At 44.3% G+C, this 21,432-nt stretch carries 26 protein-coding genes and 1 pseudogene; 25 read left to right on the forward strand and 2 right to left on the reverse strand.

Annotation, left to right across the window (positions count from 1 at the left end):
• Positions 1 to 46: 46 nt before the first annotated feature.
• The 15 genes from TZ97_RS00275 (at position 47) to folK (ending at position 11,101) form a co-directional block, all read left to right on the forward strand.
• Positions 47 to 436 (forward strand): DUF1033 family protein, encoded by a 390-nt coding sequence (locus TZ97_RS00275; protein ID WP_031572596.1) that lies wholly within the window; start codon positions 47 to 49, stop codon positions 434 to 436.
• Positions 437 to 523: 87 nt separating this feature from the next.
• Positions 524 to 1,465: a competence type IV pilus ATPase ComGA gene (gene comGA, locus TZ97_RS00280; RefSeq protein ID WP_045758998.1), complete on the forward strand. Its 942-nt coding sequence runs from the start codon at positions 524 to 526 to the stop codon at positions 1,463 to 1,465.
• Complete coding sequence (gene comGB, locus TZ97_RS00285; RefSeq protein WP_176745544.1) at positions 1,398 to 2,429, forward strand: competence type IV pilus assembly protein ComGB; 1,032 nt, start codon at positions 1,398 to 1,400, stop codon at positions 2,427 to 2,429. Before comGA ends, comGB begins: the two co-directional genes overlap by 68 nt.
• Positions 2,426 to 2,743 carry a competence type IV pilus major pilin ComGC gene (gene comGC, locus TZ97_RS00290; RefSeq protein WP_003004178.1) on the forward strand — a complete coding sequence of 106 codons (318 nt, stop codon included), beginning with the start codon at positions 2,426 to 2,428 and terminating at the stop codon, positions 2,741 to 2,743. The genes comGB and comGC overlap by 4 nt, the downstream gene beginning before the upstream one ends.
• Complete coding sequence (comGD, locus tag TZ97_RS00295; RefSeq protein ID WP_003004513.1) at positions 2,733 to 3,137, forward strand: competence type IV pilus minor pilin ComGD; 405 nt, start codon at positions 2,733 to 2,735, stop codon at positions 3,135 to 3,137. The genes comGC and comGD overlap by 11 nt, the downstream gene beginning before the upstream one ends.
• Positions 3,103 to 3,390: a competence type IV pilus minor pilin ComGE gene (gene comGE / locus TZ97_RS00300; RefSeq protein WP_003004353.1), complete on the forward strand. Its 288-nt coding sequence runs from the start codon at positions 3,103 to 3,105 to the stop codon at positions 3,388 to 3,390. Before comGD ends, comGE begins: the two co-directional genes overlap by 35 nt.
• Positions 3,380 to 3,832 carry a competence type IV pilus minor pilin ComGF gene (comGF, locus tag TZ97_RS00305; protein WP_003004681.1) on the forward strand — a complete coding sequence of 151 codons (453 nt, stop codon included), beginning with the start codon at positions 3,380 to 3,382 and terminating at the stop codon, positions 3,830 to 3,832. The genes comGE and comGF overlap by 11 nt, the downstream gene beginning before the upstream one ends.
• The gene (gene comGG / locus TZ97_RS00310) at positions 3,798 to 4,256 is read left to right on the forward strand and encodes a competence type IV pilus minor pilin ComGG (protein ID WP_003004595.1); all 459 of its coding nucleotides are present in this window, start codon (positions 3,798 to 3,800) and stop codon (positions 4,254 to 4,256) included. Before comGF ends, comGG begins: the two co-directional genes overlap by 35 nt.
• A 30-nt stretch (positions 4,257 to 4,286) precedes the next feature.
• A complete protein-coding gene (locus TZ97_RS00315) occupies positions 4,287 to 5,240 on the forward strand; it encodes a class I SAM-dependent methyltransferase (protein ID WP_045759000.1) in 954 nt (317 codons plus the stop codon).
• A gap of 51 nt (positions 5,241 to 5,291) precedes the next feature.
• Positions 5,292 to 6,485 (forward strand): acetate kinase, encoded by a 1,194-nt coding sequence (locus TZ97_RS00320; protein ID WP_023919646.1) that lies wholly within the window; start codon positions 5,292 to 5,294, stop codon positions 6,483 to 6,485.
• A 390-nt stretch (positions 6,486 to 6,875) separates the two neighbouring features.
• The gene (locus tag TZ97_RS10860) at positions 6,876 to 7,289 is read left to right on the forward strand and encodes a CPBP family intramembrane glutamic endopeptidase (RefSeq protein WP_235287868.1); all 414 of its coding nucleotides are present in this window, start codon (positions 6,876 to 6,878) and stop codon (positions 7,287 to 7,289) included.
• A gap of 152 nt (positions 7,290 to 7,441) precedes the next feature.
• Entirely contained in the window at positions 7,442 to 8,392 is a 951-nt protein-coding gene (gene folP / locus TZ97_RS00330) for a dihydropteroate synthase (RefSeq protein ID WP_023919644.1), read from the forward strand.
• Positions 8,393 to 9,703: a bifunctional folylpolyglutamate synthase/dihydrofolate synthase gene (locus TZ97_RS00335; RefSeq protein ID WP_045759002.1), complete on the forward strand. Its 1,311-nt coding sequence runs from the start codon at positions 8,393 to 8,395 to the stop codon at positions 9,701 to 9,703.
• Between the two features lie 8 nt (positions 9,704 to 9,711).
• A complete protein-coding gene (gene folE / locus TZ97_RS00340) occupies positions 9,712 to 10,266 on the forward strand; it encodes a GTP cyclohydrolase I FolE (protein WP_003019101.1) in 555 nt (184 codons plus the stop codon).
• A 25-nt stretch (positions 10,267 to 10,291) separates the two neighbouring features.
• Positions 10,292 to 11,101, forward strand: a complete 810-nt coding sequence (folK, locus tag TZ97_RS00345) for a 2-amino-4-hydroxy-6-hydroxymethyldihydropteridine diphosphokinase (protein ID WP_045759003.1) — start codon at positions 10,292 to 10,294, stop codon at positions 11,099 to 11,101.
• Positions 11,102 to 11,166: 65 nt separating this feature from the next.
• Here folK and TZ97_RS00350 read toward each other — a convergent pair whose 3' ends face one another.
• Positions 11,167 to 12,651, reverse strand: coding sequence for a DUF1846 domain-containing protein (locus TZ97_RS00350; RefSeq protein ID WP_021154294.1), 1,485 nt, complete (start codon positions 12,649 to 12,651; stop codon positions 11,167 to 11,169).
• A 244-nt stretch (positions 12,652 to 12,895) separates the two neighbouring features.
• Complete coding sequence (gene pepA / locus TZ97_RS00355) at positions 12,896 to 13,960, reverse strand: glutamyl aminopeptidase (RefSeq protein ID WP_045759004.1); 1,065 nt, start codon at positions 13,958 to 13,960, stop codon at positions 12,896 to 12,898.
• A gap of 143 nt (positions 13,961 to 14,103) precedes the next feature.
• Between pepA and TZ97_RS00360 the strand changes: the two genes are divergently transcribed.
• The 10 genes and pseudogenes from TZ97_RS00360 to TZ97_RS00405 all read left to right on the forward strand — a co-directional run bounded on the left by TZ97_RS00360 (position 14,104) and on the right by TZ97_RS00405 (position 21,400).
• A complete protein-coding gene (locus tag TZ97_RS00360; protein WP_045759005.1) occupies positions 14,104 to 14,394 on the forward strand; it encodes a DUF4651 domain-containing protein in 291 nt (96 codons plus the stop codon).
• Positions 14,391 to 14,708, forward strand: coding sequence for a thioredoxin family protein (locus tag TZ97_RS00365; protein ID WP_045759006.1), 318 nt, complete (start codon positions 14,391 to 14,393; stop codon positions 14,706 to 14,708). The genes TZ97_RS00360 and TZ97_RS00365 overlap by 4 nt, the downstream gene beginning before the upstream one ends.
• Positions 14,709 to 14,717: 9 nt before the next feature.
• Entirely contained in the window at positions 14,718 to 15,344 is a 627-nt protein-coding gene (ytpR, locus tag TZ97_RS00370) for a YtpR family tRNA-binding protein (protein ID WP_023919637.1), read from the forward strand.
• 101 nt (positions 15,345 to 15,445) lie between these two features.
• A complete protein-coding gene (locus TZ97_RS00375) occupies positions 15,446 to 15,841 on the forward strand; it encodes a single-stranded DNA-binding protein (RefSeq protein ID WP_003004675.1) in 396 nt (131 codons plus the stop codon).
• A 188-nt stretch (positions 15,842 to 16,029) separates the two neighbouring features.
• The gene (locus TZ97_RS00380; RefSeq protein WP_045759007.1) at positions 16,030 to 17,013 is read left to right on the forward strand and encodes a substrate-binding domain-containing protein; all 984 of its coding nucleotides are present in this window, start codon (positions 16,030 to 16,032) and stop codon (positions 17,011 to 17,013) included.
• Positions 17,013 to 18,329 carry a sensor histidine kinase gene (locus TZ97_RS00385; protein WP_045759008.1) on the forward strand — a complete coding sequence of 439 codons (1,317 nt, stop codon included), beginning with the start codon at positions 17,013 to 17,015 and terminating at the stop codon, positions 18,327 to 18,329. Before TZ97_RS00380 ends, TZ97_RS00385 begins: the two co-directional genes overlap by 1 nt.
• A 5-nt stretch (positions 18,330 to 18,334) precedes the next feature.
• Positions 18,335 to 19,018 (forward strand): annotated as a pseudogene (locus tag TZ97_RS00390) (response regulator transcription factor).
• On the forward strand, positions 19,015 to 20,313 hold the full coding sequence (locus tag TZ97_RS00395; protein ID WP_045759009.1) for an ABC transporter substrate-binding protein: 1,299 nt from the start codon (positions 19,015 to 19,017) through the stop codon (positions 20,311 to 20,313). Before TZ97_RS00390 ends, TZ97_RS00395 begins: the two are co-directional and overlap by 4 nt.
• A gap of 140 nt (positions 20,314 to 20,453) precedes the next feature.
• Positions 20,454 to 20,891 carry a PTS sugar transporter subunit IIA gene (locus tag TZ97_RS00400; protein WP_031572670.1) on the forward strand — a complete coding sequence of 146 codons (438 nt, stop codon included), beginning with the start codon at positions 20,454 to 20,456 and terminating at the stop codon, positions 20,889 to 20,891.
• Positions 20,892 to 20,905: 14 nt separating this feature from the next.
• Complete coding sequence (locus tag TZ97_RS00405) at positions 20,906 to 21,400, forward strand: PTS system mannose/fructose/N-acetylgalactosamine-transporter subunit IIB (RefSeq protein ID WP_000261775.1); 495 nt, start codon at positions 20,906 to 20,908, stop codon at positions 21,398 to 21,400.
• Positions 21,401 to 21,432 lie beyond the last annotated feature (32 nt).

Genomic DNA, 21,432 nt, shown 5'->3' on the forward strand with positions numbered 1-21,432 from the left:
CAAAGGATTTTCTATATAATAGAGGATACAAAGGATGGAAGAGTTTATGTATCGAGTGATTGAAATGTACGGGGACTGTGAACCCTGGTGGTTTTTAGAAGGTTGGGAAGAAGATATCGTGAGTAGTCGGAAGTTTGAAGACTATTACCAGGCTTTGAAATACTACAAGCAGAAGTGGTTGGAGTTAAATGAGCACTTTCCAAGTTATAAGAGTCGGAGTGACCTCATGACGATCTTTTGGGATACCAAGGAGCAAGAGTGGTGTGAGGACTGCAGTGAAGATGTGCAGTTTTTCCATTCGATTGTCCTCCTAGAAGACGAGCATAAGATCCCTAAAAGCAAGCTCCGCCCAGGCTACGAAAAGGAAAGAGGCAGTCGCAAACACCGTTCTTGTCAATATACACTCGATTCAAAAAAGGGGACGACCCTGTCATAAGAGAAATGCGGAAGATTTTTTAGAGCGATCTAGAAAGTCTTCTTTTTTTGTCTTCTTTTTCGAATAGTATAAGTGAGAGGAGGAACTATGATTCAAGAAATTGCAAAAAAATTGATCCGCATGGGAAAAAAGGAAGAAGCTCAGGATCTTTACTTCATTCCTCGGAAGGAGGAGTACCAGGTTTTTATGAGGGTGGGAGATGAGAGGCGCTTTGTGCAATCCTTCCCTTTTGAGGACATGACGGCTATTATCAGCCACTTTAAGTTCGTGGCAGGGATGAATGTGGGAGAAAAAAGGCGCAGCCAGCTAGGGTCGTGTGATTACCCATTAGAGGATGGAATGGTTTCGATTCGCTTGTCGACGGTGGGGGATTATCGTGGTTATGAAAGCTTGGTCATTCGGCTCTTGCATGATGAGGAACGTGAATTGCGGTTTTGGTTTGATCAGTTGCCAGACTTGCAGAAGAAATTGGCCGGTCGTGGTCTCTATCTCTTTGCAGGTCCTGTTGGTTCGGGAAAGACCACTCTCATGCATGCTTTGGCGCAAGAGCGCTTTGCGGACCAGCAAGTCATGTCTATTGAAGATCCTGTCGAGATCAAGCAGGATAATATGCTTCAGCTTCAGCTGAATGACCAGATCGGCATGACATATGACAACCTGATCAAACTCTCCTTACGCCATCGGCCGGACCTTCTCATCATTGGAGAGATCCGAGATAAGGAAACAGCTCGTGCAGTCGTACGAGCTAGTTTGACAGGAGTCACCGTCTTCTCTACTATTCATGCCAAGAGCGTTCGAGGTGTTTATGAGAGGCTCTTAGAACTTGGAGTGAGTGAGGAAGAGCTCAAGATTGTTTTACAAGGTATTTGCTACCAACGATTAATTGCAGGAGGAGGTGTGGTAGATTTTGCGACGGAAAACTACCAAGAGCACTCAGCCAGCCGCTGGAACCAACAAATGGATCTCTTGGCTCAATCGGGATATATCCAGCTGGCTCAGGCGCAAGCCGAAAAAATTATCTACCGCTAAACAAAAGCAAATCATCGAATTGTTTTTGAATCTTTATTCGAGTGGTTTTCATCTGTCTGAGATTGTCGATTTTCTGGATCGCTCTCACCTAGTGGAGAGTCGTTTGGTTTCCCAGATGCGAGAGGACCTCTCGAGGGGGCGGAGTTTTTCAGAGATGATGGCGGGGATCGGTTTTTCAGATGCGGTCACGACACAGCTGTCTCTCGCTGAACTCCATGGCAATCTTGCATTGAGCTTGGAGAAAATCAGTGCTTACCTAGAAAACATGCGCAAGGTCAAGAAAAAGCTGATTGAGGTGAGCACCTATCCTCTCATCTTGCTTGGATTTTTAGTTCTGATTATGCTAGGCTTGCGCAATTACTTGCTTCCTCAAATGGATGCTCAAAATATTGGGACGCAATTGATCAGTTCCTTCCCCCAACTCTTTTTGGCCTTAGGAGCGGGACTGGTGATCTTCTTCTTACTCAGCTTTCTCTATTATCGAAAGTCAGGCAAGATCAAGGTTTTTAGAACCTTGTCTCATCTGCCTTTCGGGAAAGGCATGATTCAAGCTTATTTGACAGCCTATTATGCCAGAGAATGGGGTAATCTGATTGGACAAGGATTGGAATTGTCTCAGATTTTTTCCATGATGCAGGGGCAAAAATCCCAGCTTTTTCAGGAAATTGGAAGGGACTTAGCTCTTTCTTTAGATCGTGGCCAGTCCTTTTCAGAGACGGTCAGGGGGTATTCTTTTTTCAAAAAAGAATTGTCCCTTATGATTGAATACGGTGAAGTCAAATCAAAGCTCGGAAGTGAGCTAGAGATCTACGCTGAAAAAACATGGGAAGATTTCTTTCGTCGGGTTCACAAGGCCATGAATGTGATACAACCCTTGGTGTTTGTCTTTGTGGCTCTTGTGATTGTCTTACTCTATGCAGCCATGTTGCTGCCGATTTATCAAAATATGGAGGTCCATTTATGAAAACATTAAAAACCTATAAGGTTAAAGCCTTTACACTTATTGAAATGTTGGTGGTCTTATTGATCATCAGTGTGCTCTTATTGCTCTTTGTGCCGAATTTGACCAAGCAAAAAGACTCCGTGAAAGAGACAGGAAATGCAGCGGTTGTGAAGGTGGTCGAAAGCCAGGCTGAATTGTACGAGCTCAATCATACCAATGACCAAGCTACTCTAGCAAAGCTGATTGCTGATGGAAATATTACCAACAAACAAGCAGAGTCCTACCGTGCCTATTATGCGAAAAATAGTGGAGAAACTCGTGCGGTTGCAGATTAAGGCCTTCACCTTGGTGGAGACTCTTCTGACCTTGATGATCGTCAGTTTTATCTATCTGGGCTTATCGGGATCGATCAAGACGAGCTTTCAGCAGGTGGAAGAAAAAGTATTTTTTGCAGAGTTTGAACACCTCTATCAAGAAAGCCAGAAAATAGCGCTGGCAAGGCAAACGGAATTGGATGTTGAAGTGACTGCAAGGAAGATTCAAACGCCTTACCAGACGGTGGAGATTCCTGATTCTGTCATTTTGCAAGATCCTAAAACTATTCGTTTAGACCGTGCAGGTGGCAATTCATCCCTGGCCAATGTTCACTTTCAGACACAGAGAGGAGTGGTGACCTATCAGCTTTCGCTTGGAAATGGGAAAATTAAAAAAAGCATCCGTTCCCGCTAGTATTCTCATAGAATCTTTGGTAGCCTTGGGTTTATTTGCCATGATTACGACCTTATTGTTAGGGGAGATCCGGCGTTCGCGCAAGGAGCGACTAGCGGATTTCAAAGAGGTAGAGGTCTTATCTGTCGCTCAAATGGCGCTTCAGACAGGGCAAAATCATCTAGAGGCCAATGGCATTCAGGTTCAAGTCGAAAAAGATGCCGATCAACTCACGGTCTATCATCAAGGGAAGGTGGTACTGCATGTGGAATAACGGAAAGGTCAAGGCCTTTACCCTGCTCGAAGCCTTGGTCGCTCTCTTGGTGCTCAGTGGGGGAGTGTTGGTCTTTCAAGGCTTGACCAAGCTCCTGCATGCTGAATTGGACTACCAGGCACATCAAAAGCAGGAAGAATGGATACTTTTTCAGCAACAATTGCAGGTGGAATTGGATCGGAGTCATTTTGAAAAAGTAGCGGACAATCATATCTACTTGGTTCAGGATCAAAAACCAATTGCCATTGGTCAATCGAAAGGGGATGATATCCGAAAAACAGATGATAAGGGCAGGGGCTATCAGCCTATGATTTCAGGGGTTCACTCTAGTCAGATTTGGCAGGAGGGAGAGTCGCTTCATCTGCGGTTGAATTTTGAAGATGGTCTAGAAAGGGAGTATGTCTACCATGTGGTACCAGCGATACAAAATGAAAAAAGTTAAGGCTGGTGTCTTGCTTTACGCTCTCTTGATGGCAGCGATTTTTAGTCTCTTGCTTCAGTTTTACCTGCACCGTCAGGTTGCGGAAAGACGAATCTTAAAGACGAGTCAAGATCGCCTTCGGGCCTATGCTTTGGTGCAAATGGCTCTTGAAAAGAGAAAGAGTGATGAGAAGACATCAGAGATTCATTTAAAATCTGGAACCGTTCAGCTAAAGAAGGATACTGGTTTTCTTCATGCCCAGGCTGAGATGGATGGCGAAAGCTATGAGTTTGTCCTTCCAGTAAGGGAAGAAAAAGAAAGTAAGAAGAGCCAAAAAGAAAAGAAGAAGACACAGAAAGATAAGGAGAAGGCAGGGAGCGAAACGCCTTCTGAAGAGACGCCAAACGAGATCAAGGAACCATCAGAAAATAGCGAAAAAGACTAATTTTTGGTATGATAGGGTGCGGAGGAAATCATGAATTTCGAAAAAATTGAACAAGCTTATACCTATCTATTAGAAAACACTCAAAGTATTCAAAATGAATTGTCGACCAACTTTTATGACGCCTTGATTGAACAGAATGCCATGTATTTGGATGGCAAGACGGATCTAGACATTGTTAAAAACAATAGCAAAAAATTAAAAGAACTAGGTTTAAGTAAGGAAGAATGGCGCAGAGCCTACCAATTCCTTTTTATGAAAGCTACTCAGACAGAACCTTTACAAGCGAATCACCAGTTCACACCAGATGCGATTGGTTTTATCATTACATTTTTGATCGATCAGTTGGCTAAAAGCGACCAACTGGATGTCTTAGAAGTGGGAAGTGGAACTGGAAATCTCGCTGAGACCATTGTCAACAATAGCCGTCTCACGATTGATTACTTAGGATTGGAAGTAGATGATCTCTTGATTGATCTATCTGCTAGTATCGCAGACGTGATGGAATCCAGTGTTGTCTTTGCACAAGGCGACGCGGTGCGTCCTCAAGTTTTAAAAGAAAGTGACTTGATCGTTAGCGACTTACCGATTGGCTATTATCCAGATGATGCAATTGCCCAGCGCTATCAGGTGGCGAGCTCCGAAGGCCATACCTATGCCCATCACCTCATGATGGAACAGGCTCTGAAATACCTGAAACCTCAAGGAGTAGCCATCTTTTTAGCTCCAAACAACCTCTTGACGAGCCCTCAGAGTGATCTGTTGAAAGCTTGGCTAACAGACAAAGCCCAAATTCTTGCCATGCTGACCTTGCCAGAATCTCTTTTTTCAAATCCAGCCTATGCTAAGACGATTTTCGTCCTACGAAAACAAGAAGAAGAGTCTGTTCAGCCCTTTGTCTATCCTTTTACCGATCTCCAGGATCAAGACCAGGTGGTTCACTTTATGGAAAGTTTCCAAAACTGGTTAAAGGATAGTGAAATTTGATCAAAGATCTGATATAATAGAGGAAGTGAAAACGCTTAATGAGGTGAATATATGTCGAAAACAATTTCTATTAATGCAGGAAGCTCTAGTTTGAAATGGCAATTGTACCAAATGCCAGAGGAAACTGTTCTTGCAAAAGGGTTGATTGAACGGATCGGTTTGAAAGATTCTATTTCAACTGTTAAATTTGATGGACGCTCTGAAAAACAAGTATTAGATATCCAGGACCATACACAAGCTGTAAAAATTTTGTTGGATGATTTGATTCGTTTTGATATTATCAAATCCTACGATGAGATTACAGGTGTGGGCCACCGCGTCGTTGCTGGTGGAGAATACTTTAAGGATTCTGCCTTGGTAGATGACGAAGTCCTTCGAAAAGTAGAAGAATTGTCTTTGTTAGCACCTCTTCATAATCCTGCAAATGCAGCTGGAATTCGCGCCTTTAGAGAGATTTGTCCAAATATTACCAGTGTTGTGGTATTTGATACTTCTTTCCATACAACCATGCCGGAAAAAGCTTATCGTTACCCTCTTCCAACCAAATATTACACAGAAAATAAGGTCCGTAAGTACGGTGCTCATGGAACCAGTCATCAGTATGTAGCGGGTGAAGCTGCTAAACTTCTTGGAAAACCATTAGAAGAATTGAAATTGATCACCTGCCACGTTGGAAATGGTGTATCTGTTACAGCGGTTGACAAGGGAATCTCTGTCGATACCTCAATGGGCTTCACACCTCTAGGTGGAGTCATGATGGGAACCCGTACAGGGGATCTCGATCCAGCGATTATTCCTTACTTGATGGAACATACAGAGGATTTCAATAAACCTGAAGATATCAGCCGTATCCTCAATCGTGAATCAGGTCTTCTGGGTGTTTCTGGATCTTCTAGTGACATGCGGGATATCCATACAGCGATGCACAATGGAGACGAAAAAGCTAAATTGGCTTACGATATCTTTATCGATCGTTTGCAAAAATACATCGGTCAATACTTAGCAGTCTTGAATGGTGCAGATGCCATCATCTTTACAGCAGGAATCGGTGAAAATGCAGTAAATGTTCGTTCTTCTATTATCAATGGAATCAGCTGGTTTGGCTGCAAGGTCGACCCTGAAAAGAACGTCTTTGGAGTTGTCGGAGATATTTCTACAGATGATTCCCGTGTGAAGGTATTGGTGATTCCAACGGATGAAGAGTTGGTGATTGCGCGTGACGTTGAACGTTTCAAAAATCAGTAAACTGTAATAAAGAGAGAAGGCTGGAGGCGAAAGCCCCAGTCTTCTTATTTTATACAAGAAAGAGGTTGTCCATTGAAAAATATACAGTCATTTGTTCGAAAGCACCCATTATGTAAGAATGCCCTCTGGCTCCTTCTTTTTGTGCCCTTATTCTTTCTCTCACAATTCCCCCTCATCACCATGGTTTATTCCCTTCAAGAAGGAATGGATGCAAGGTGGGTCACTATCCTCACTCTCTTGGTGACAGTGGCGGTGCTATTTATTTTTTATATAGTCATCAAAAAGAGCCCTCTGGAGAACTTAGATGCTCGGGTTATAACCTGGCCGTCTTTGGGGAGAAATTTTCTTTTTCTTCTCTTGTTGATGGCTAATAACCTGCTCGCCTATCCCTTGTTGAAACAAGAGGCAGGTGGTACGACGGCAAACCAAGCGGCTCTGAATGAACTGCAATCTCATGCTCCTTTTCTTGCTATGGGCATGGTCGTGATCCTTGTTGCTCCGATTCTAGAAGAGCTGCTCTGTCGGGCCATTATCCCTCGTTTGATCTTTCGAGGGGCAGAACCAATCGGTTATCTAGCCGGTGCTCTCTTTTTTACGTACTTGCATGGACCGAGTACCCTAGGGGAGTGGGTAGCTTACGGAGGCATGTCCTTGATCTTAACTTGGGTGGCTTATCGCTATAAGCGGATCGAGTATAGCATTTGCCTTCATATGACCTTGAATGCGCTAGCTTATTATTATCCGGTGGTCATACTCCTTTGTTTATTGCCAGTATGGAGAGTTTTCTTCCATGATAAATTATGATAAAATGGTAGGTACCAATGAGTTTTGATGCAGAACCATCCTACAGAAGGTCAGAAATCCGTATGGAGAGTAGACTCAGAGGTTTAGAACACTTGTTCTAGCCTCTTTTGTTCGCAATCATGCTGTAGGAAGGGAATCAAAGGAGAACGAAAATGATTGATAATAAATGGCTGAGTGGCCAAGGGACCCTTCTTTGTGGGATCTTAAATGTCACTCCGGATTCATTTTCTGATGGCGGTAAGTATACGAGTGTGGATGCAGCCGTGCAGCAGGCGAGAAAACTGATCCAAGAAGGAGCTCAGATCCTCGATATCGGAGGAGAATCAACCAGACCAGGAAGTCATTATGTGGAAATCCAAGAAGAAATTGACCGCGTGGTTCCAGTGATCGAAGCTATTCGGCAAGAAAGTGATGTCTTGATTTCAGTGGATACCTGGAAGTCCCAGGTGGCAGCCGCAGCGCTTGAAGCTGGAGCTGATATTGTCAATGATATTACTGGTTTTCTTGGAGATCCTAAGATGGCTGCTGTGGTTGCGGAGCATGAAGCGAGCGCAGTTCTCATGTTTAATCCAGTGATGGCAAGACCGCATCATCCAAGTTCCACTATCTTTCCAAGTTTTGGTTTTGAACCAGTCTTTTCAGAGCAAGAACTTCAACAGATGGCTCAAGAACCGATTCAAGACGTGATGTGGACCTTCTTTGATCGCTCGCTTGCGGTAGCGAAAGCAGCTGGTGTCCAGATGGATCGTATTATGCTGGATCCTGGGATCGGATTTGGTTTGACCAAGCGAGAGAACTTACTTTTATTACAAGAACTCGGGACGATTCACCAAAAGGGCTATCCGATCTTTCTAGGGGTCTCCCGCAAACGTTTTGTGGTCAATATTATTGAGGAAGCTGGATTTGAAACAGATCCTGCAACGGAGACTGGTTTTTGGAATCGGGACCTGGCTTCGAGCCATTTGACCAGTATTGCAGCCAGTCAAGGAGTCGAAGTGGTGCGGGTGCATGATATTCCCCTTCACAAAATGGCAGCCAGTCTGGGCCAAGCTATTTTCCAAGCCCAAGAGGCAGCAGATACCAATTTAAAACAATACAAGTAAATGAAGACAAAAGAACATCAGTTGGATCTTCGTTGGCTAGAGGCCTATCGTTCCCAAGATCCACATTTCGGCTTGGAGCGCATGGAAGCTCTCTTGGCTTTGAGAGGAAATCCTCACCTAGACTGTCGGGTCATCCATATTGCGGGGACTAATGGCAAGGGATCTACCATTGCTACCTTGTCCCAACTTTTGAGGCAGGCAGGTTTACGCGTTGGAGTCTTTACTTCTCCTTATCTGATCCATTACAATGACCAAATCACCATTAATGGCGAAGCCATTTCGGATCAAGACCTGCAAACCTACCTGGATAGTTACCAGCAACTCCTGGAAGCTGAACAATCAAGGGCTGTTTTTCAAGGGTTGACGGAATTTGAAGTGATGACGGCCATCGCCTATGATTATTTTGCTCACGAGGAGCTGGATTATGTGATCATGGAAGTCGGTATGGGGGGACGACTAGACAGTACCAATGTCTGTCAGCCTGTTCTGACGGCGATCACTTCGATTGGCTTGGATCATGTCGCCCTTCTTGGGCCAGATCTGGCTTCCATCGCCCGTGAAAAGGCAGGCATCATTAAGCCAGGAATTCCTCTGGTTCTAGGGAAATTAGAAGCAGAAGCCAGCCAAGTCATTGAAGGCATTGCAATTCAGAAGCAGGCACCGATAACAGCCTATGACAGAGATTACCAAGTTGAGCTAGAGGCCTCTTGTCTATCGGGCCAATCCTTTTCTTATCACAGTTCCAAAAGAGAAACAGCCTCCTATCAAGTAGCGCTCTTAGGTCATCACCAGGCTAGAAATGCAGCTCTTGCGATCAGTATCTGTGATGTACTTTTTGAAAGAGAAGGGCGTGAACTCTTGTCAAGAGAGTTAGTGGATGAGGCCTTGCATCAAGTCGTCTGGCCTGGCCGGATGGAAGTGGTCTCGCAAAATCCCATGATCTTACTAGATGGGGCCCATAACCCCCATGCCGTTGCGCCTTTGATCGCAAGTCTTCGGGAACTGTTCCCAAGTCAAAATAAGACCATTCTTTTTACCTGCATCCGGACCAAAGCTTTAGAAGAGATGCTCATTCAGTGGCAGGAACTGGAAAATAGTCGCTTGATCCTAACGACCTTTGAAGATCCAAGAGCCTATTCTCAAGAAGAGATAAGAGCTGCTGCGAAAAACCATCAGCTTGAGGAAGTCAACTGGCAAGAGTTTCTACAAAACTGGCAAGCAAAAGGCGATGAGCTCCTCATTGTAACGGGATCGCTCTACTTTCTTAGCCAGGTACGACCTTATTTATTAAAAACAGAAAAATCCAACTAGGAGATGATATGGATACAAAGAAAATTGAAGAAGCAGTGAAAATGATCATCGAGGCAGTCGGTGAAGATGAGAACCGTGAGGGACTTCAGGAAACGCCGACCCGCATTGCCAAGATGTACCAAGAAATCTTTGCAGGATTAGGGCAGACAGCAGAAGAGCACCTGTCTAAATCATTTGAAATCATTGATAACAATATGGTGGTCGAGAAGGATATCTTCTTCCATTCCATGTGTGAGCATCACTTTTTACCATTTTATGGAAAAGTGCACATTGCCTACATTCCAAATGGCCGTGTGGCTGGGCTTTCAAAACTGGCTCGTACGGTCGAAGTATACGCTAAAAAACCACAGATTCAGGAACGTTTGACGGTAGAAATCGCAGATGCCTTGATGGAATATCTTGGAGCACAAGGAGCACTTGTCTGGGTAGAAGCAGAGCATATGTGTATGAACATGCGGGGTGTCCGTAAACCTGGGACCGCTACAGTGACAACTGCTGCGCGTGGACTGCTTGCGACAGATAAAGACTTAAAAAATGAAGCCTATAAACTCATGGGCCACTAATGGCTGGCTATAAGAGGTGAACAGAGTGGATCAATTACGGATCAAGGACTTAGAGGTATACGCCTATCACGGTGTTTTTCCAGCAGAAAAAGAATTAGGACAACGTTTTGTCCTAGACATATGGGTAGATTATGAGATGACCCGTGCTGCCCGCACAGGTGATTTGGAAGCTTCGATCCATTATGGGATCTTGGCGGAACAGTTGACCGAGTGGATGCAGGCAGAAAAGATCGATCTGATTGAAACAGTGGCCTTTCAATTGGTTCAAAAGATTTTCGAAAGCTATGCCTTTGTAGAAAAAGTTCGTCTGGAGTTGAAAAAACCTTGGGCTCCTGTTCCCTTGCCATTAGAGACTTGTTCGGTGACAATCGAACGGGAGAAAAAACGGGCCTTTATTGGGCTTGGCACCAATATGGGAGATAAACAACTGCAACTAGAGACGGCGCTAGAAAAAATCAAGGATCGAGGTATTCGCCTTCTTCAGACATCCACAAGGATTGAAACAGAACCTTGGGGAGGAGTGGAGCAGGACACCTTTTTGAATCAAGTGGCAGAGGTTGAAACTTGGATGACCCCAGAGGATTTATTAGAGACCTTACTGGCCATTGAGCTGGAAATGGGGCGTGTTCGTGAGGTCAAGTGGGGGCCACGTGTGATCGATCTAGATCTGCTCTATATGGATGACACCATTTGTTACAGTCCAAACTTGATCTTGCCGCATCCTTATGTGGCAGAACGTGCCTTTGTTCTAGAATCTTTGAATGAAATTGCTCCTCATTTTGTGGACCCTGTTCAAAGAAAGCCTATTCGCCAATTATGGGAGGCTGTCAAATAGTCTCTCTTCTTTGCATCATAAAAAAAACAATCCCTATTCGAGGGATTGTTTTTGTTTGTCTGAGTTTATTTACGATACAAGCGATCGTATTGGTAGACAGGGTCCATAGTGACGTTGATACCGAGCTTGCGAAGGACATTCTTGTCTTCGTCTGTCAGCATCACGGTTGAGTGGGCTTCACTGCCTTTCAACTTGCCTAATTCTTGCATAGCAAGCTTAGCGTCTTCATTGGTCATAGCTGTAATGGCTAGGGCAATGAGGATCTCGTTTGAGTGAAGACGAGGGTTACGGCTACCCAAATGATTGATCTTCAAGCCTTGGATAGGTTGGACGTATTCTGGCTCGATTAATTTGGTTTCTTTATCAATATGCGCCAATTTCTTGATCGCATTGATCAGGAGGGCTGCGGTTGGGCCAAAGAGATCAGAGGTTTTTCCGGTTACCATCTCGCCGTTTGGCAATTCAAGGGCCAAGGCTGGCTCACCTGTTTCTTCTTCTTTTTGGCGGGCAAGCACGGTCACTTTCCGATCATTTGGAGTAATGCCCAAATCATTCATCAAGAGCTCAATCTTCTTGACAGCCCCTTCACCGACACGTTCAGCTTTGACATCCAAGATAGTTTGGTAATAGCGACGGATGATTTCTTGTTGGGAAGCTTCAATCGCAGCGTCATTGTCCACAATGGCAAAGCCAACCATGTTGACGCCCATATCTGTTGGAGAAGCGTAAGGAGAGGTTCCTAAGATGCGTTCCAACATGCGCTTCAAGACAGGGAAGATTTCGATATCGCGGTTGTAATTGACCGTCGTTTCCCCGTAGGTTTGGAGGTGGAAAGGATCGATCATATTGACATCGTCTAGATCTGCAGTCGCTGCTTCATAAGCCAAGTTAACTGGGTGGTGTAAAGGAAGATTCCATACTGGGAAGGTTTCAAATTTAGCATAACCTGATTTGATCCCATTTAATTGGTCATGGTACATATTGGACATACAAGTTGCCAGCTTACCAGAACCAGGTCCAGGAGCCGTCACAACGACCAAATTTCGACTAGTTTTGATGTAATCATTTTTCCCCATCCCTTCAGGAGAGATGATGTGGTCCATATCAGTCGGATAGCCCTTGATCGGATAGTGTAGATAAGAGGCGATCCCGCTCTTATCCAGTTGTTTGCGAAAGGCATCTGCTGCAGCTTGTCCAGCATATTGGGTGATGACGACAGAGCCTACAAAAATCCCCAATTCATTGAATTTGTCGATCAAACGCAGTACTTCTTGGTCATAAGAAATTCCTAGATCCCCACGGGCTTTTGAGTGCTCAATGTTATTGGCGTTGATGGCAATGACAATTTCCACCTGGTCGCGCAATTCTTGGAGCAGCTTGATCTTATTGTCTGGTTCGTATCCAGGGAGGACACGAGCAGCGTGGAAGTCTTCTAACATCTTACCACCAAATTCAAGGTAGAGCTTGCCATCGAATTGGTTGATCCGCTCAATAATGTGGTCACGTTGCAAGTTCAAATACTTTTCAGAACTAAAAGCTTGTTTTTTCATGTAAAACTCCTGTATATAAGGGAAGGGTCTACCACACAAATCCAAGGATGAGTGTTCAGTTTCCTACCATTTCATTCTTTCATATTATATCAGAAAACAGATGGAAGATAAAATATTCTAAGATACTTTCCTAAGGGGAGTGTGGATGCCGAGGGGCTCAATGGTGACTCACGCTGGAAAGTTTCAAAGAGAACCTTGTTTTCCCCCTAAAAAAGCCCCTTACGGGGCTTCAGATCGATGTTGTTTAATAGTGTTTGATCAAATCAACTGTAGAGCGATCCAATTTCTTAACCAATGCTTGCAAGAAGGCTTGCGCTTGCAAGAAATCATCCATGGCATAGAGGGTTTGGTGAGAGTGGATGTAACGTGCACAGACACCAATAGTGGTTGATGGGACCCCGCCGTTCTTCAAGTGTGCTGCACCTGCATCGGTACCACCTTTAGCACAATAGTATTGGAATTTGATGCCCGCTTCTTCAGCAGTAGTGAGCAAGAAATCTTTCATATTTGGTAGCATGATGTGACCTGGATCATAGAAGCGAAGCAGTGTTCCTTCCCCAATCGCTCCTTGGTCTCCAAAGACATCGGCTGCTGGCGAACAGTCTACAGCAAGGAAGATTTCAGGATCAAATTTAGTGGTTGAAGTGTGGGCTCCACGAAGTCCCACTTCTTCTTGAACGTTGGCCCCTACATAGAGTTCGTTGTTTAAGGCTTGTCCAGAAAGGCTCTTGGCCAATTCGCTGACCATCAAGACACCGTAGCGGTTATCCCATGCTTTTGAGATGACGTTTTTACCATTAGCAGTAAGAATCGCAGAGCTATCTGGGACCAAGGTATCTCCAGGACGGACCCCATAGCTTTCAGCTTCGGCTTTAGAGCTAAAGCCTGCATCAAAGACGATGTCGCTAATGGCAGGTACGGTTGGTCCACCTGTTCCACGTGTCAAATGAGGAGGAACAGATCCTGAAATAGCAGGGTATTCACGTCCGTCACGTGTAAAGAGTTTGAAGCGTTGGCTGCTGACGACCATCGGGTTCCAACCTCCGATTGGGACAACACGGAAAGTTCCATCAGCTTTGATTTCGCTAATCATAAAACCAACTTCGTCCATGTGGGCAGCTACTAAGATACGAGGAGCGTCGGCAGCTGTTGAGTGTTTGATCCCAAAGATCCCACCGAGACCATCTGTCACGATTTCGTCCACATGAGGGGTCAATTGTTGGCGCAAATAATCCCGTACAGGAGCTTCATGACCTGAGATGGCAGGGATTTCAGTTACTTCTTTGATTTTAGAAAATAAATCAGTCATAGGTTACCTTCTTTCTGATGCTATTTTATCACTTTTTCTACAAGGATGGTAGCGTTATTATAGAAATCGGTCCCGAAAAACTGAAGGAGGAGATCCAGCCTAGACCATTGTCCCTCTGCTTATTTTGTGTTACAATAGGCACTATGAAAGCTAAAAAAATTATTTTGTCTAGTCTGGCTCTAGCAAGTGCAGGAGCTCTTGCGGCCGGTGTTTATAAAATTGCCAAAGATCAAAAGCGTCTCCGTACTCAAGAAGAGTTGGTAGCAGAAGTACGGGAGCAAATGGAAGCTATGGGGACGATTGCGACCTTGTATGTGGAACTCTACGAGTCTAGTGAAGAGCGCTTAGTAGGAGGCGTCATTTTCGAAGATGAGCGCCATTACCGCTTTGTCTATGAGGATGGTCTTTTGCATTATGAAGAGGAAAAACTATGATTACACCAAATTCTCTAGAAGAAATTGCTTCTTATATAGAGCAAGAGGACAAGAAAGTGTTTGTCTTTTCAGCAGATTGGTGTGGGGATTGCCGTTACCTCAAACCTTTTTTGCCGGAGATTGAGGCTGAAAATCCCGAATTTACCTTTATCTTGATTGACCGCGATGCCTATATGGATCTGGCGAAAGTCTGGGATGTTTATGGGATCCCAAGTTTGGTGGTTCTGGAAAAGGATAAGGAAATCGGTCGGTTTGTCAATCGGGATCGGAAAACCAAAGCGCAGATTACAGCATTCTTAGCAGGATTAAAATAGGAGAAAATCATGATTGTAACATACAACAAAGAACAAGTCGGCGATGTCTTGATGTTGACCCTGAAAAATAGTGGGGAAGCCAAGCTCGCGGTGGAGAGAAAAGGAAAAGTGGCTCGTGTTTACCGTGAGGACAACCAAGAAACGGTTGCCTGGAATATCTTTGATGCCTCATCTTTCTTCGCCATCGAAGGCAAGGGCCAAGTCTTTTTGACAGATGAGCAAGTAGCTCGTTTGAACCAAGAATTGGAAAGAGAAGGCTTCGCAGAACGATTGGTCAATGATCGGGAACCAAAATTTGTGGTGGGAGAAATCCTTGAAATGGTAGCCCATCCAGATAGTGACCACTTGAATATCTGCCAAGTAGCAGTTGGACCAGATAAGACGGTTCAGATCGTAGCTGGAGCTCCAAATGCGCGGGTGGGTCTAAAGACCATTGTCGCTCTTCCAGGTGCTATGATGCCGGATGGCAGCTTGATTTTCCCAGGGGCCCTTCGTGGTGAAAAAAGTTATGGCATGATGTGCAGTCCGCGTGAATTGCACTTGCCAAATGCTCCTCAAAAACGAGGCATTATTGAATTGGATGATGCAGAAGTAGCAGGGACACCTTTTGATCCTGCTCGTCACTGGCACGAATAAAGAGAAGAATCTAGGATGTTTTGGATCCTAGATTTTTTTGATTTTGGTTTGTCACCTCCATTTTTTGAAATTTTTTCGAATAAATAGATAGGAGGTAAATGATGTATAATAAAGTTATTTTAATCGGTCGCCTAGTAGCGGCCCCAGAATTGCATAAAACCAGCACAGACAAATCCGTTGCCCGAGTGACCGTTGCGGTCAATCGTCGCTACAAGGACCAAAACGGGGAGCGAGAGACTGATTTTGTCAATGTGGTTGTCTGGGGGAAATTGGCTGAAACCATGGCTAGTTATGCCAGTAAAGGGAGCTTGATCTCTTTGGATGGAGAGATTCGGACGCGCCGCTACGAGAAAAATGGGGTCATGCAGTATGTGACAGAGGTCCTCTGCCAAAGTTTTCAGTTGCTAGAGAGCCGCGCTCAGCGAGCGATGCGTGAAAATGGTGGAACGGGAGATTTAGCCGATATCATCTTAGAAGAGGAAGATCTTCCCTTTTAGGATCAAAAAAGAAAGCTGGTTCGTTTATAGACCAGCTTTTTTGATACTTGCTAGGGATTTCATTCGGGAACAAGTCTTTTAAAAATAAATCAAAAATATGCATCTGTACAATAAAAGCCAGCACTTTTCTTGAAAAAGTAGTAAAATAAAGTAATATATATTCAAAATTTTCAGAAAAGGAACGGAGTTTGAAGGGGAAAGAAGAAAGAAAAGAACTGTTAAAATGGCTGATAAAACGGGTTCTACTGGTGATTCCGGTGGCCTGCATCCTCTTGTGGATCTATGCCGTTTGTCAAACCAGTAGCATCAAGGATCAGACCAAGATCGGTGTCACCTATATGACCATGAACAATGAGTTCTATAAAAGTATTCATTTGGAAATTAGTCGGATTGCTGATGAGAGAGGGGCTCTTGTATCTGTTCGAGATCCAGAATTGGACGAAAAAAGGCAGAGCCAGCAGATCGATGATTTTTGCGCTCAAAAGGTAAATGTGATTGTGATTAATCCGGTTAAAGGGGATAGTCAGCCCATTTTAAGAGCTCTTAAAAAAGCTAGAAAACAAGGAATTAAGATCATTGCAGTTGATACCCAGCTCAAGCATTTTAAGCCGGATGCCAGCATTGTCTCTGATAACTACCAAGCAGGAGTCTTGATTGCGAAAGAGCTGACGAAACGCTCTTCAAATGCTCGGATCCTTCTCTTGGAGCACAAAGGGACTGTTTCGGCAGATACGCGGATTCAGGGATTTAAGGATACCATCAAAGGACATGGCTCTTATGAGATTATCTCTGAACTAGAAACCAAAGGTCAGACGGAGATCGCCATGCCGGCTGTCCGTAAGTTCTTGCAGTCAGGGGGGAATGTCGATACACTAGTTGCCCTAAATGACCGCTCGGCTATAGGAGCTTTAGCAGCGATCAAGGAGCAAGGAATCACTCATCCCATTGCGATTTATGGGATCGATGGCTCACCAGATATGAAAGCCTTGCTACACTCGACAGATGATGTCGTGGGAACCGTTGCCCAGTCTCCGTTGAAGATGGGAGACCGCGTGATGGAGGTCATCCAAGATATGACGGCTGGGAAAAGCTACCAAAAAGAGATAACCATTCCGGTTCAAATGATGACAAAGGAAAACATCGATCACTTTGATGTGAATGGGTGGCAGTAATGAGAAAATTTAGAGGTGTGAGATACAGTTTAGCCATCCTGATGGTCGTAAATTTTATCGCTGTGATGCTCAACAGTATCATCTATCTTCAAGCAACCAACTATATCATTGCCCAACGGCAAGCTTCTCTATTAGTAGAACGCTTAGAGCGTATTCCTTTTGCGCCTTCGACAACTTTTTGGTTGTCTGCGCTCTTATTTGCTGGAATTGCCTTGATCTCCATGAGTCGTTACCGGTCTCAAACGAGTCGATGGTCCATTTTTGATAAGTGGAACATTCTGGAGATCCTCCTGATGTTGCTCTTGATGTGGGTCCAAAATGTAGCTTATAACGGGCTTATTCTATTGGTTTTTGCGGATATCTTCTATGGTTCCAAAGAGTTGAATACCAAGCGAGACCGCAAGTATTGGTTTGCCTTTATCCTAGTGAGTTTCTTGATGCTTCTTGTGACCAATTCAGACGTCTTTTCGCTTTTCTTTCCGATACCTTCTCTTGATGTCTATATTCATTTTTATCCTGCCTCTATTCGGATTCTGGCCTTTTTCTTGAAGAATTCCCTCTATGCCTTGAATATGGTGCTCTTCATTATTTCACTTTTGTTCTATATTATGAATGTTCTTGCGGAAAACCACGAAGTAGAAGAAGAGTTGGCCATGGTTTCGAAGGTCAATACGGAGTTGAACAACTATATGGCCTTGTCTGAGAAGATTGCAGAAGATCGGGAGCGCAAGCGGATTGCTCGGGAAATTCACGATACCTTGGGACACGCGCTAACAGGGATCTCGGCCGGCTTAGATGCTGTTGGGGTCTTGATTGATATCGATCCCAATCGGGCAAAAGAGCAGGTAAAAAGTGTATCAGAAGTTGTCCGTGAAGGGATCCAGGATGTGAGGGGCTCTCTCAACCGCCTCCGTCCAGGTGCCCTTGAGGGACGAACCCTCAAAGATGCTTTGGAAAAGATGATCCGCGAGTACCAGACGCTTTCCAACTTGCAGGTTGATTTACACTATGAATGGGTCGATGTCGATATGGACGTCATGATTGAAGATACGATCTTTCGTGTGATCCAAGAGTCTATGACCAATGCGGTTCGCCACGGTCATGCCAGTCAGATGAGCCTTCATTTTTTTGAGGATAAAGAAAATTACCTGATTGAGTTGCAGGACAATGGGGTTGGATTTGAAACCTTGACCTATGGCTATGGGCTCAAGCAGATGATGGAGCGTATTTCCATCCTAGGAGGACAGCTTCAATTTGAAAGTCGCGATGGATTTTTCACGCGCGTCAGTTTACCGAAATATAAAGAAGGGAGATAGAGATGGTGATAAAAGTAATGGTGGCAGATGACCAGGCCTTGATTCGAGAATCTCTGAAAATTATTTTGTCAGCCCACCCCGATATCGAAGTGGTGGCCACAGTGGAAGATGGAAATCACGTCTTGTCGAGCATTCCACAGACACATCCTGACCTGATCTTAATGGATATTCGGATGCCAGGCATGGATGGGGTTTTGGCGACAAAAGAAGTCAAAGAGCACTATCCGGATATCAAAATTATTATTTTAACGACCTTTGATGATGATGAATTTATCTATAGTGCACTCAAGTAGGGTGCTTCAGGTTATCTTTTAAAGGGAGCCTCGACAGAGGAACTCTATGAAGCGATTAAGGTGGTGTATCAAGGCGGAGCCATGATCAACCCGAATATCGCTAGTAAAGTCTTTCAAATTTTCTCACAAATGGCCAAAACCAACTTCTCTATTGCTGTAGATGAGGACAATGTCAAGGATTTGAGCACGACGGAATGGCGCATTATCCAAGAAGTCGGCTATGGAGAGTCCAATAAAGAAATTGCGGCCAAACTTTTCTTGTCAGAAGGAACCGTGCGCAATTACCTATCAACGATTTTGGCGAAATTAAACCTACGAGATCGAACGCAATTGGCGATCTGGTCAGTCCAAACAGGAGTGACGAGACGTGATTTTTCTAAAGGAAATACAGAATGAAATTGAAGCGAAAGCATCTTTGTTGGGGGATCGGTCTCCTTGTTGCGCTCTGTGCGAGCGCAGGTTTTTATTGGTGGAAACAGCAACCGACCGTCCTCCATATCGGCGTTTATGCAGGTTCTAGCTGGGATGTGCCGACCAGTCAACGTTCCCATGCCTTGGATCGTGCGATTCAAAAATTTGAAAAATCCCATCCCCACGTCCGTGTAGAGTATGAAAACGGGATTCCGCAGTCAGATTATTCAGACTGGCTCTCTGAAAAGATTGTCTCAGGAAAGACGCCGGATGTGTTTATGGTCTCTGAGCAAGATCTTTCCTTATTAGCTGCGCGTGGCGTGCTCGAGAAGTTAAATGGTTATATGGATCGAAAAGACCAAGCTGCCTTTTATCCCGTTGCCTTTGAATCCGGTGTCTATCAGGGGCAAACCTATGCCTTACCTTATGAAAGCAATCCGATTTTGATGTGTGTCAATAAAGATCTCTTGGATAAAGAAGGCATCGCGGTTCCCAAAGAAGGCTGGACCCTTGAAGAGTTCTATACGATTTGCAAGAAACTAACCAAGGATACCAATGGAGATGGGCAATTGGACCGATTTGGAAGTACAGAATACACCTGGAAAGAAGCCTTGGCGGCAAATGGAGGTCATCTCTTCCAAGGTGGTATGCTCAAACTGACAGCTCCAGAGGTGAAAGAGTCTTTGACTTTTCTGCAAAAATTGGAAGATCTAAATAAAAATTACAAGGTGAGCTCTAAAGATTTTGACCAGGGGAAAGTTGCTTTCTATCCTATGACCTTGGCCCAATATCGGACCTATAAACCTTATCCCTACCACGTTTCTAAATATTCAAACTTCACTTGGACCTGTATCCCGATGCCGGCTAAGTCAAAATCGACCAAGGCAACCTTGGTCACGACGACTTCTTTTGCTATGTCGGCTCGAAGTTCTCATTCCAAGTTGGCTTGGGAATTGATGCAACTCTTAACAGAGGATCCAGAAATTCAACAAACTCTCTTTGCCCAATCCCAAGGGATCTCTGTCATGCCACAGGTAGTCAAGAGTCGCTCTAGTAAAGACCTTTTGCAGGTGGATGATTTTGGAACAGATTCCTTGACCAATCAGACCTTGAACCGCATCATGGAACAAGCTGTTGAAAGTAGTCCGAAAAATGTCTCAAAAGAGGTGTTAGAAAAGCTAGACTACTTGATTGGCAATGCCTTGCGCGATCAGGATGTCGAGAACCGCTTGCCTCAAATTCAGAGGGAGATTGAAAGTAGCCTACAGGTAGGAGTTTAGAGTAAAATAAGATGGCATTTTGTCAAGTGACAGATGTCATTTTTTTATTGCTAAATGTCATATTGGGAATGTGACATTTGACAATGTAAAAACGCTTTCAAATAGTCTACAATAGAGTCAAATAAAGGAGGCGTAGAAAAATGAAATACCTCGTTTTGGTCAGTCATGGTGGACTGGCAGAAGGTCTAAAGACATCACTAGCCATGTTTGCTGGCGATAAGATGGATCAAGTCATCGCAGTTGGACTCAAAGAAGGAAAATCGGTCGATGACTTCGCAGTTGATTTCAGAGAGAGCATTTCAGGATTGACAGCTGATGATTCTGTTTTGGTCTTGGCAGATATCGTAGGTGGTAGTCCATTAACCACTGCAGCCACGGTTCTAGAAGAAGCTGGAAAGCTCGATGGAGCCTTGATCCTTGGTGGGATGAACCTCACCATGGCCTTGACGGCAGTTGTGATGAAGGATGTGTTGGATGGAGACGATTTGTCAGCCACCATCTTATCAGAAGCACGATCTGCACTACAGCCTTTTGAAGTTTCAGCCACTGGTGCTGAAGAAGATGATGACGATATTTAATAGGGAGGTACCTTATGGTAGTAACATTTGTACGGATTGATGACCGCATGATTCACGGTCAGACAGTCACACGCTGGGCAAAGGAAAAACCATGTGATGGTTTGATTGCCGTAAACGATGCAGCAGCATCAAACAAGGTTTTGATTCAAGCTTACAAAGGCGCATCAGACAAGAAAACCTTTGTATGGACAAAGGAAGCCTTTAAGGAAAAATCAGCAAAAGTAACAGAATCAGATAGTCGTTACTTCTTGATCACCAAAAATCCAATCGATATGAAGGAAATTTTGGTCGACCAAGGGTTTGTCCCAGGTGATGTCAAAGAAATCATTGTTGGCCCTGCAAATGATCGTCCTGGAGCTGTGAAATTGGGAAATAACCAATCCATCACTCAGGAAGAAGCAGAAGCCTTCCAAGCCATTCAAGCAGCAGGCTACAAGGTGAAATTCCAATTGTTGCCAGATGTTTCTATCGGGTATTGGGATGATTTCAAATCAAAATTTGGTTTTTAAAACTAACAGTCCTATCTGTTAGGTAAATAAAT

Origin of the sequence: Streptococcus parasanguinis, assembly GCF_000963275.1 — a bacterium.
Classification (GTDB): domain Bacteria; phylum Bacillota; class Bacilli; order Lactobacillales; family Streptococcaceae; genus Streptococcus; species Streptococcus parasanguinis_B.

What these genes read in the sequence shown, in the direction of transcription:
- TZ97_RS00375 (WP_003004675.1), top strand. Translation starts at nt 15,446, where the DNA reads ATGTATAATAAAGTTATTTTAATCGGTCGCCTAGTAGCGGCCCCAGAA.
- pepA (WP_045759004.1), bottom strand. Translation starts at nt 13,960, where the DNA reads ATGACTGATTTATTTTCTAAAATCAAAGAAGTAACTGAAATCCCTGCC.
- comGF (WP_003004681.1), top strand. Translation starts at nt 3,380, where the DNA reads ATGTGGAATAACGGAAAGGTCAAGGCCTTTACCCTGCTCGAAGCCTTG.
- TZ97_RS00400 (WP_031572670.1), top strand. Translation starts at nt 20,454, where the DNA reads ATGAAATACCTCGTTTTGGTCAGTCATGGTGGACTGGCAGAAGGTCTA.
- ytpR (WP_023919637.1), top strand. Translation starts at nt 14,718, where the DNA reads ATGATTGTAACATACAACAAAGAACAAGTCGGCGATGTCTTGATGTTG.
- TZ97_RS00360 (WP_045759005.1), top strand. Translation starts at nt 14,104, where the DNA reads ATGAAAGCTAAAAAAATTATTTTGTCTAGTCTGGCTCTAGCAAGTGCA.
- comGG (WP_003004595.1), top strand. Translation starts at nt 3,798, where the DNA reads ATGTGGTACCAGCGATACAAAATGAAAAAAGTTAAGGCTGGTGTCTTG.
- TZ97_RS00275 (WP_031572596.1), top strand. Translation starts at nt 47, where the DNA reads ATGTATCGAGTGATTGAAATGTACGGGGACTGTGAACCCTGGTGGTTT.
- TZ97_RS00385 (WP_045759008.1), top strand. Translation starts at nt 17,013, where the DNA reads ATGAGAAAATTTAGAGGTGTGAGATACAGTTTAGCCATCCTGATGGTC.
- comGA (WP_045758998.1), top strand. Translation starts at nt 524, where the DNA reads ATGATTCAAGAAATTGCAAAAAAATTGATCCGCATGGGAAAAAAGGAA.
- comGC (WP_003004178.1), top strand. Translation starts at nt 2,426, where the DNA reads ATGAAAACATTAAAAACCTATAAGGTTAAAGCCTTTACACTTATTGAA.
- TZ97_RS00320 (WP_023919646.1), top strand. Translation starts at nt 5,292, where the DNA reads ATGTCGAAAACAATTTCTATTAATGCAGGAAGCTCTAGTTTGAAATGG.
- TZ97_RS00395 (WP_045759009.1), top strand. Translation starts at nt 19,015, where the DNA reads ATGAAATTGAAGCGAAAGCATCTTTGTTGGGGGATCGGTCTCCTTGTT.
- TZ97_RS00335 (WP_045759002.1), top strand. Translation starts at nt 8,393, where the DNA reads ATGAAGACAAAAGAACATCAGTTGGATCTTCGTTGGCTAGAGGCCTAT.
- folE (WP_003019101.1), top strand. Translation starts at nt 9,712, where the DNA reads ATGGATACAAAGAAAATTGAAGAAGCAGTGAAAATGATCATCGAGGCA.
- TZ97_RS00365 (WP_045759006.1), top strand. Translation starts at nt 14,391, where the DNA reads ATGATTACACCAAATTCTCTAGAAGAAATTGCTTCTTATATAGAGCAA.
- comGE (WP_003004353.1), top strand. Translation starts at nt 3,103, where the DNA reads ATGGGAAAATTAAAAAAAGCATCCGTTCCCGCTAGTATTCTCATAGAA.
- TZ97_RS00350 (WP_021154294.1), bottom strand. Translation starts at nt 12,651, where the DNA reads ATGAAAAAACAAGCTTTTAGTTCTGAAAAGTATTTGAACTTGCAACGT.
- TZ97_RS00405 (WP_000261775.1), top strand. Translation starts at nt 20,906, where the DNA reads ATGGTAGTAACATTTGTACGGATTGATGACCGCATGATTCACGGTCAG.
- folP (WP_023919644.1), top strand. Translation starts at nt 7,442, where the DNA reads ATGATTGATAATAAATGGCTGAGTGGCCAAGGGACCCTTCTTTGTGGG.
- TZ97_RS00315 (WP_045759000.1), top strand. Translation starts at nt 4,287, where the DNA reads ATGAATTTCGAAAAAATTGAACAAGCTTATACCTATCTATTAGAAAAC.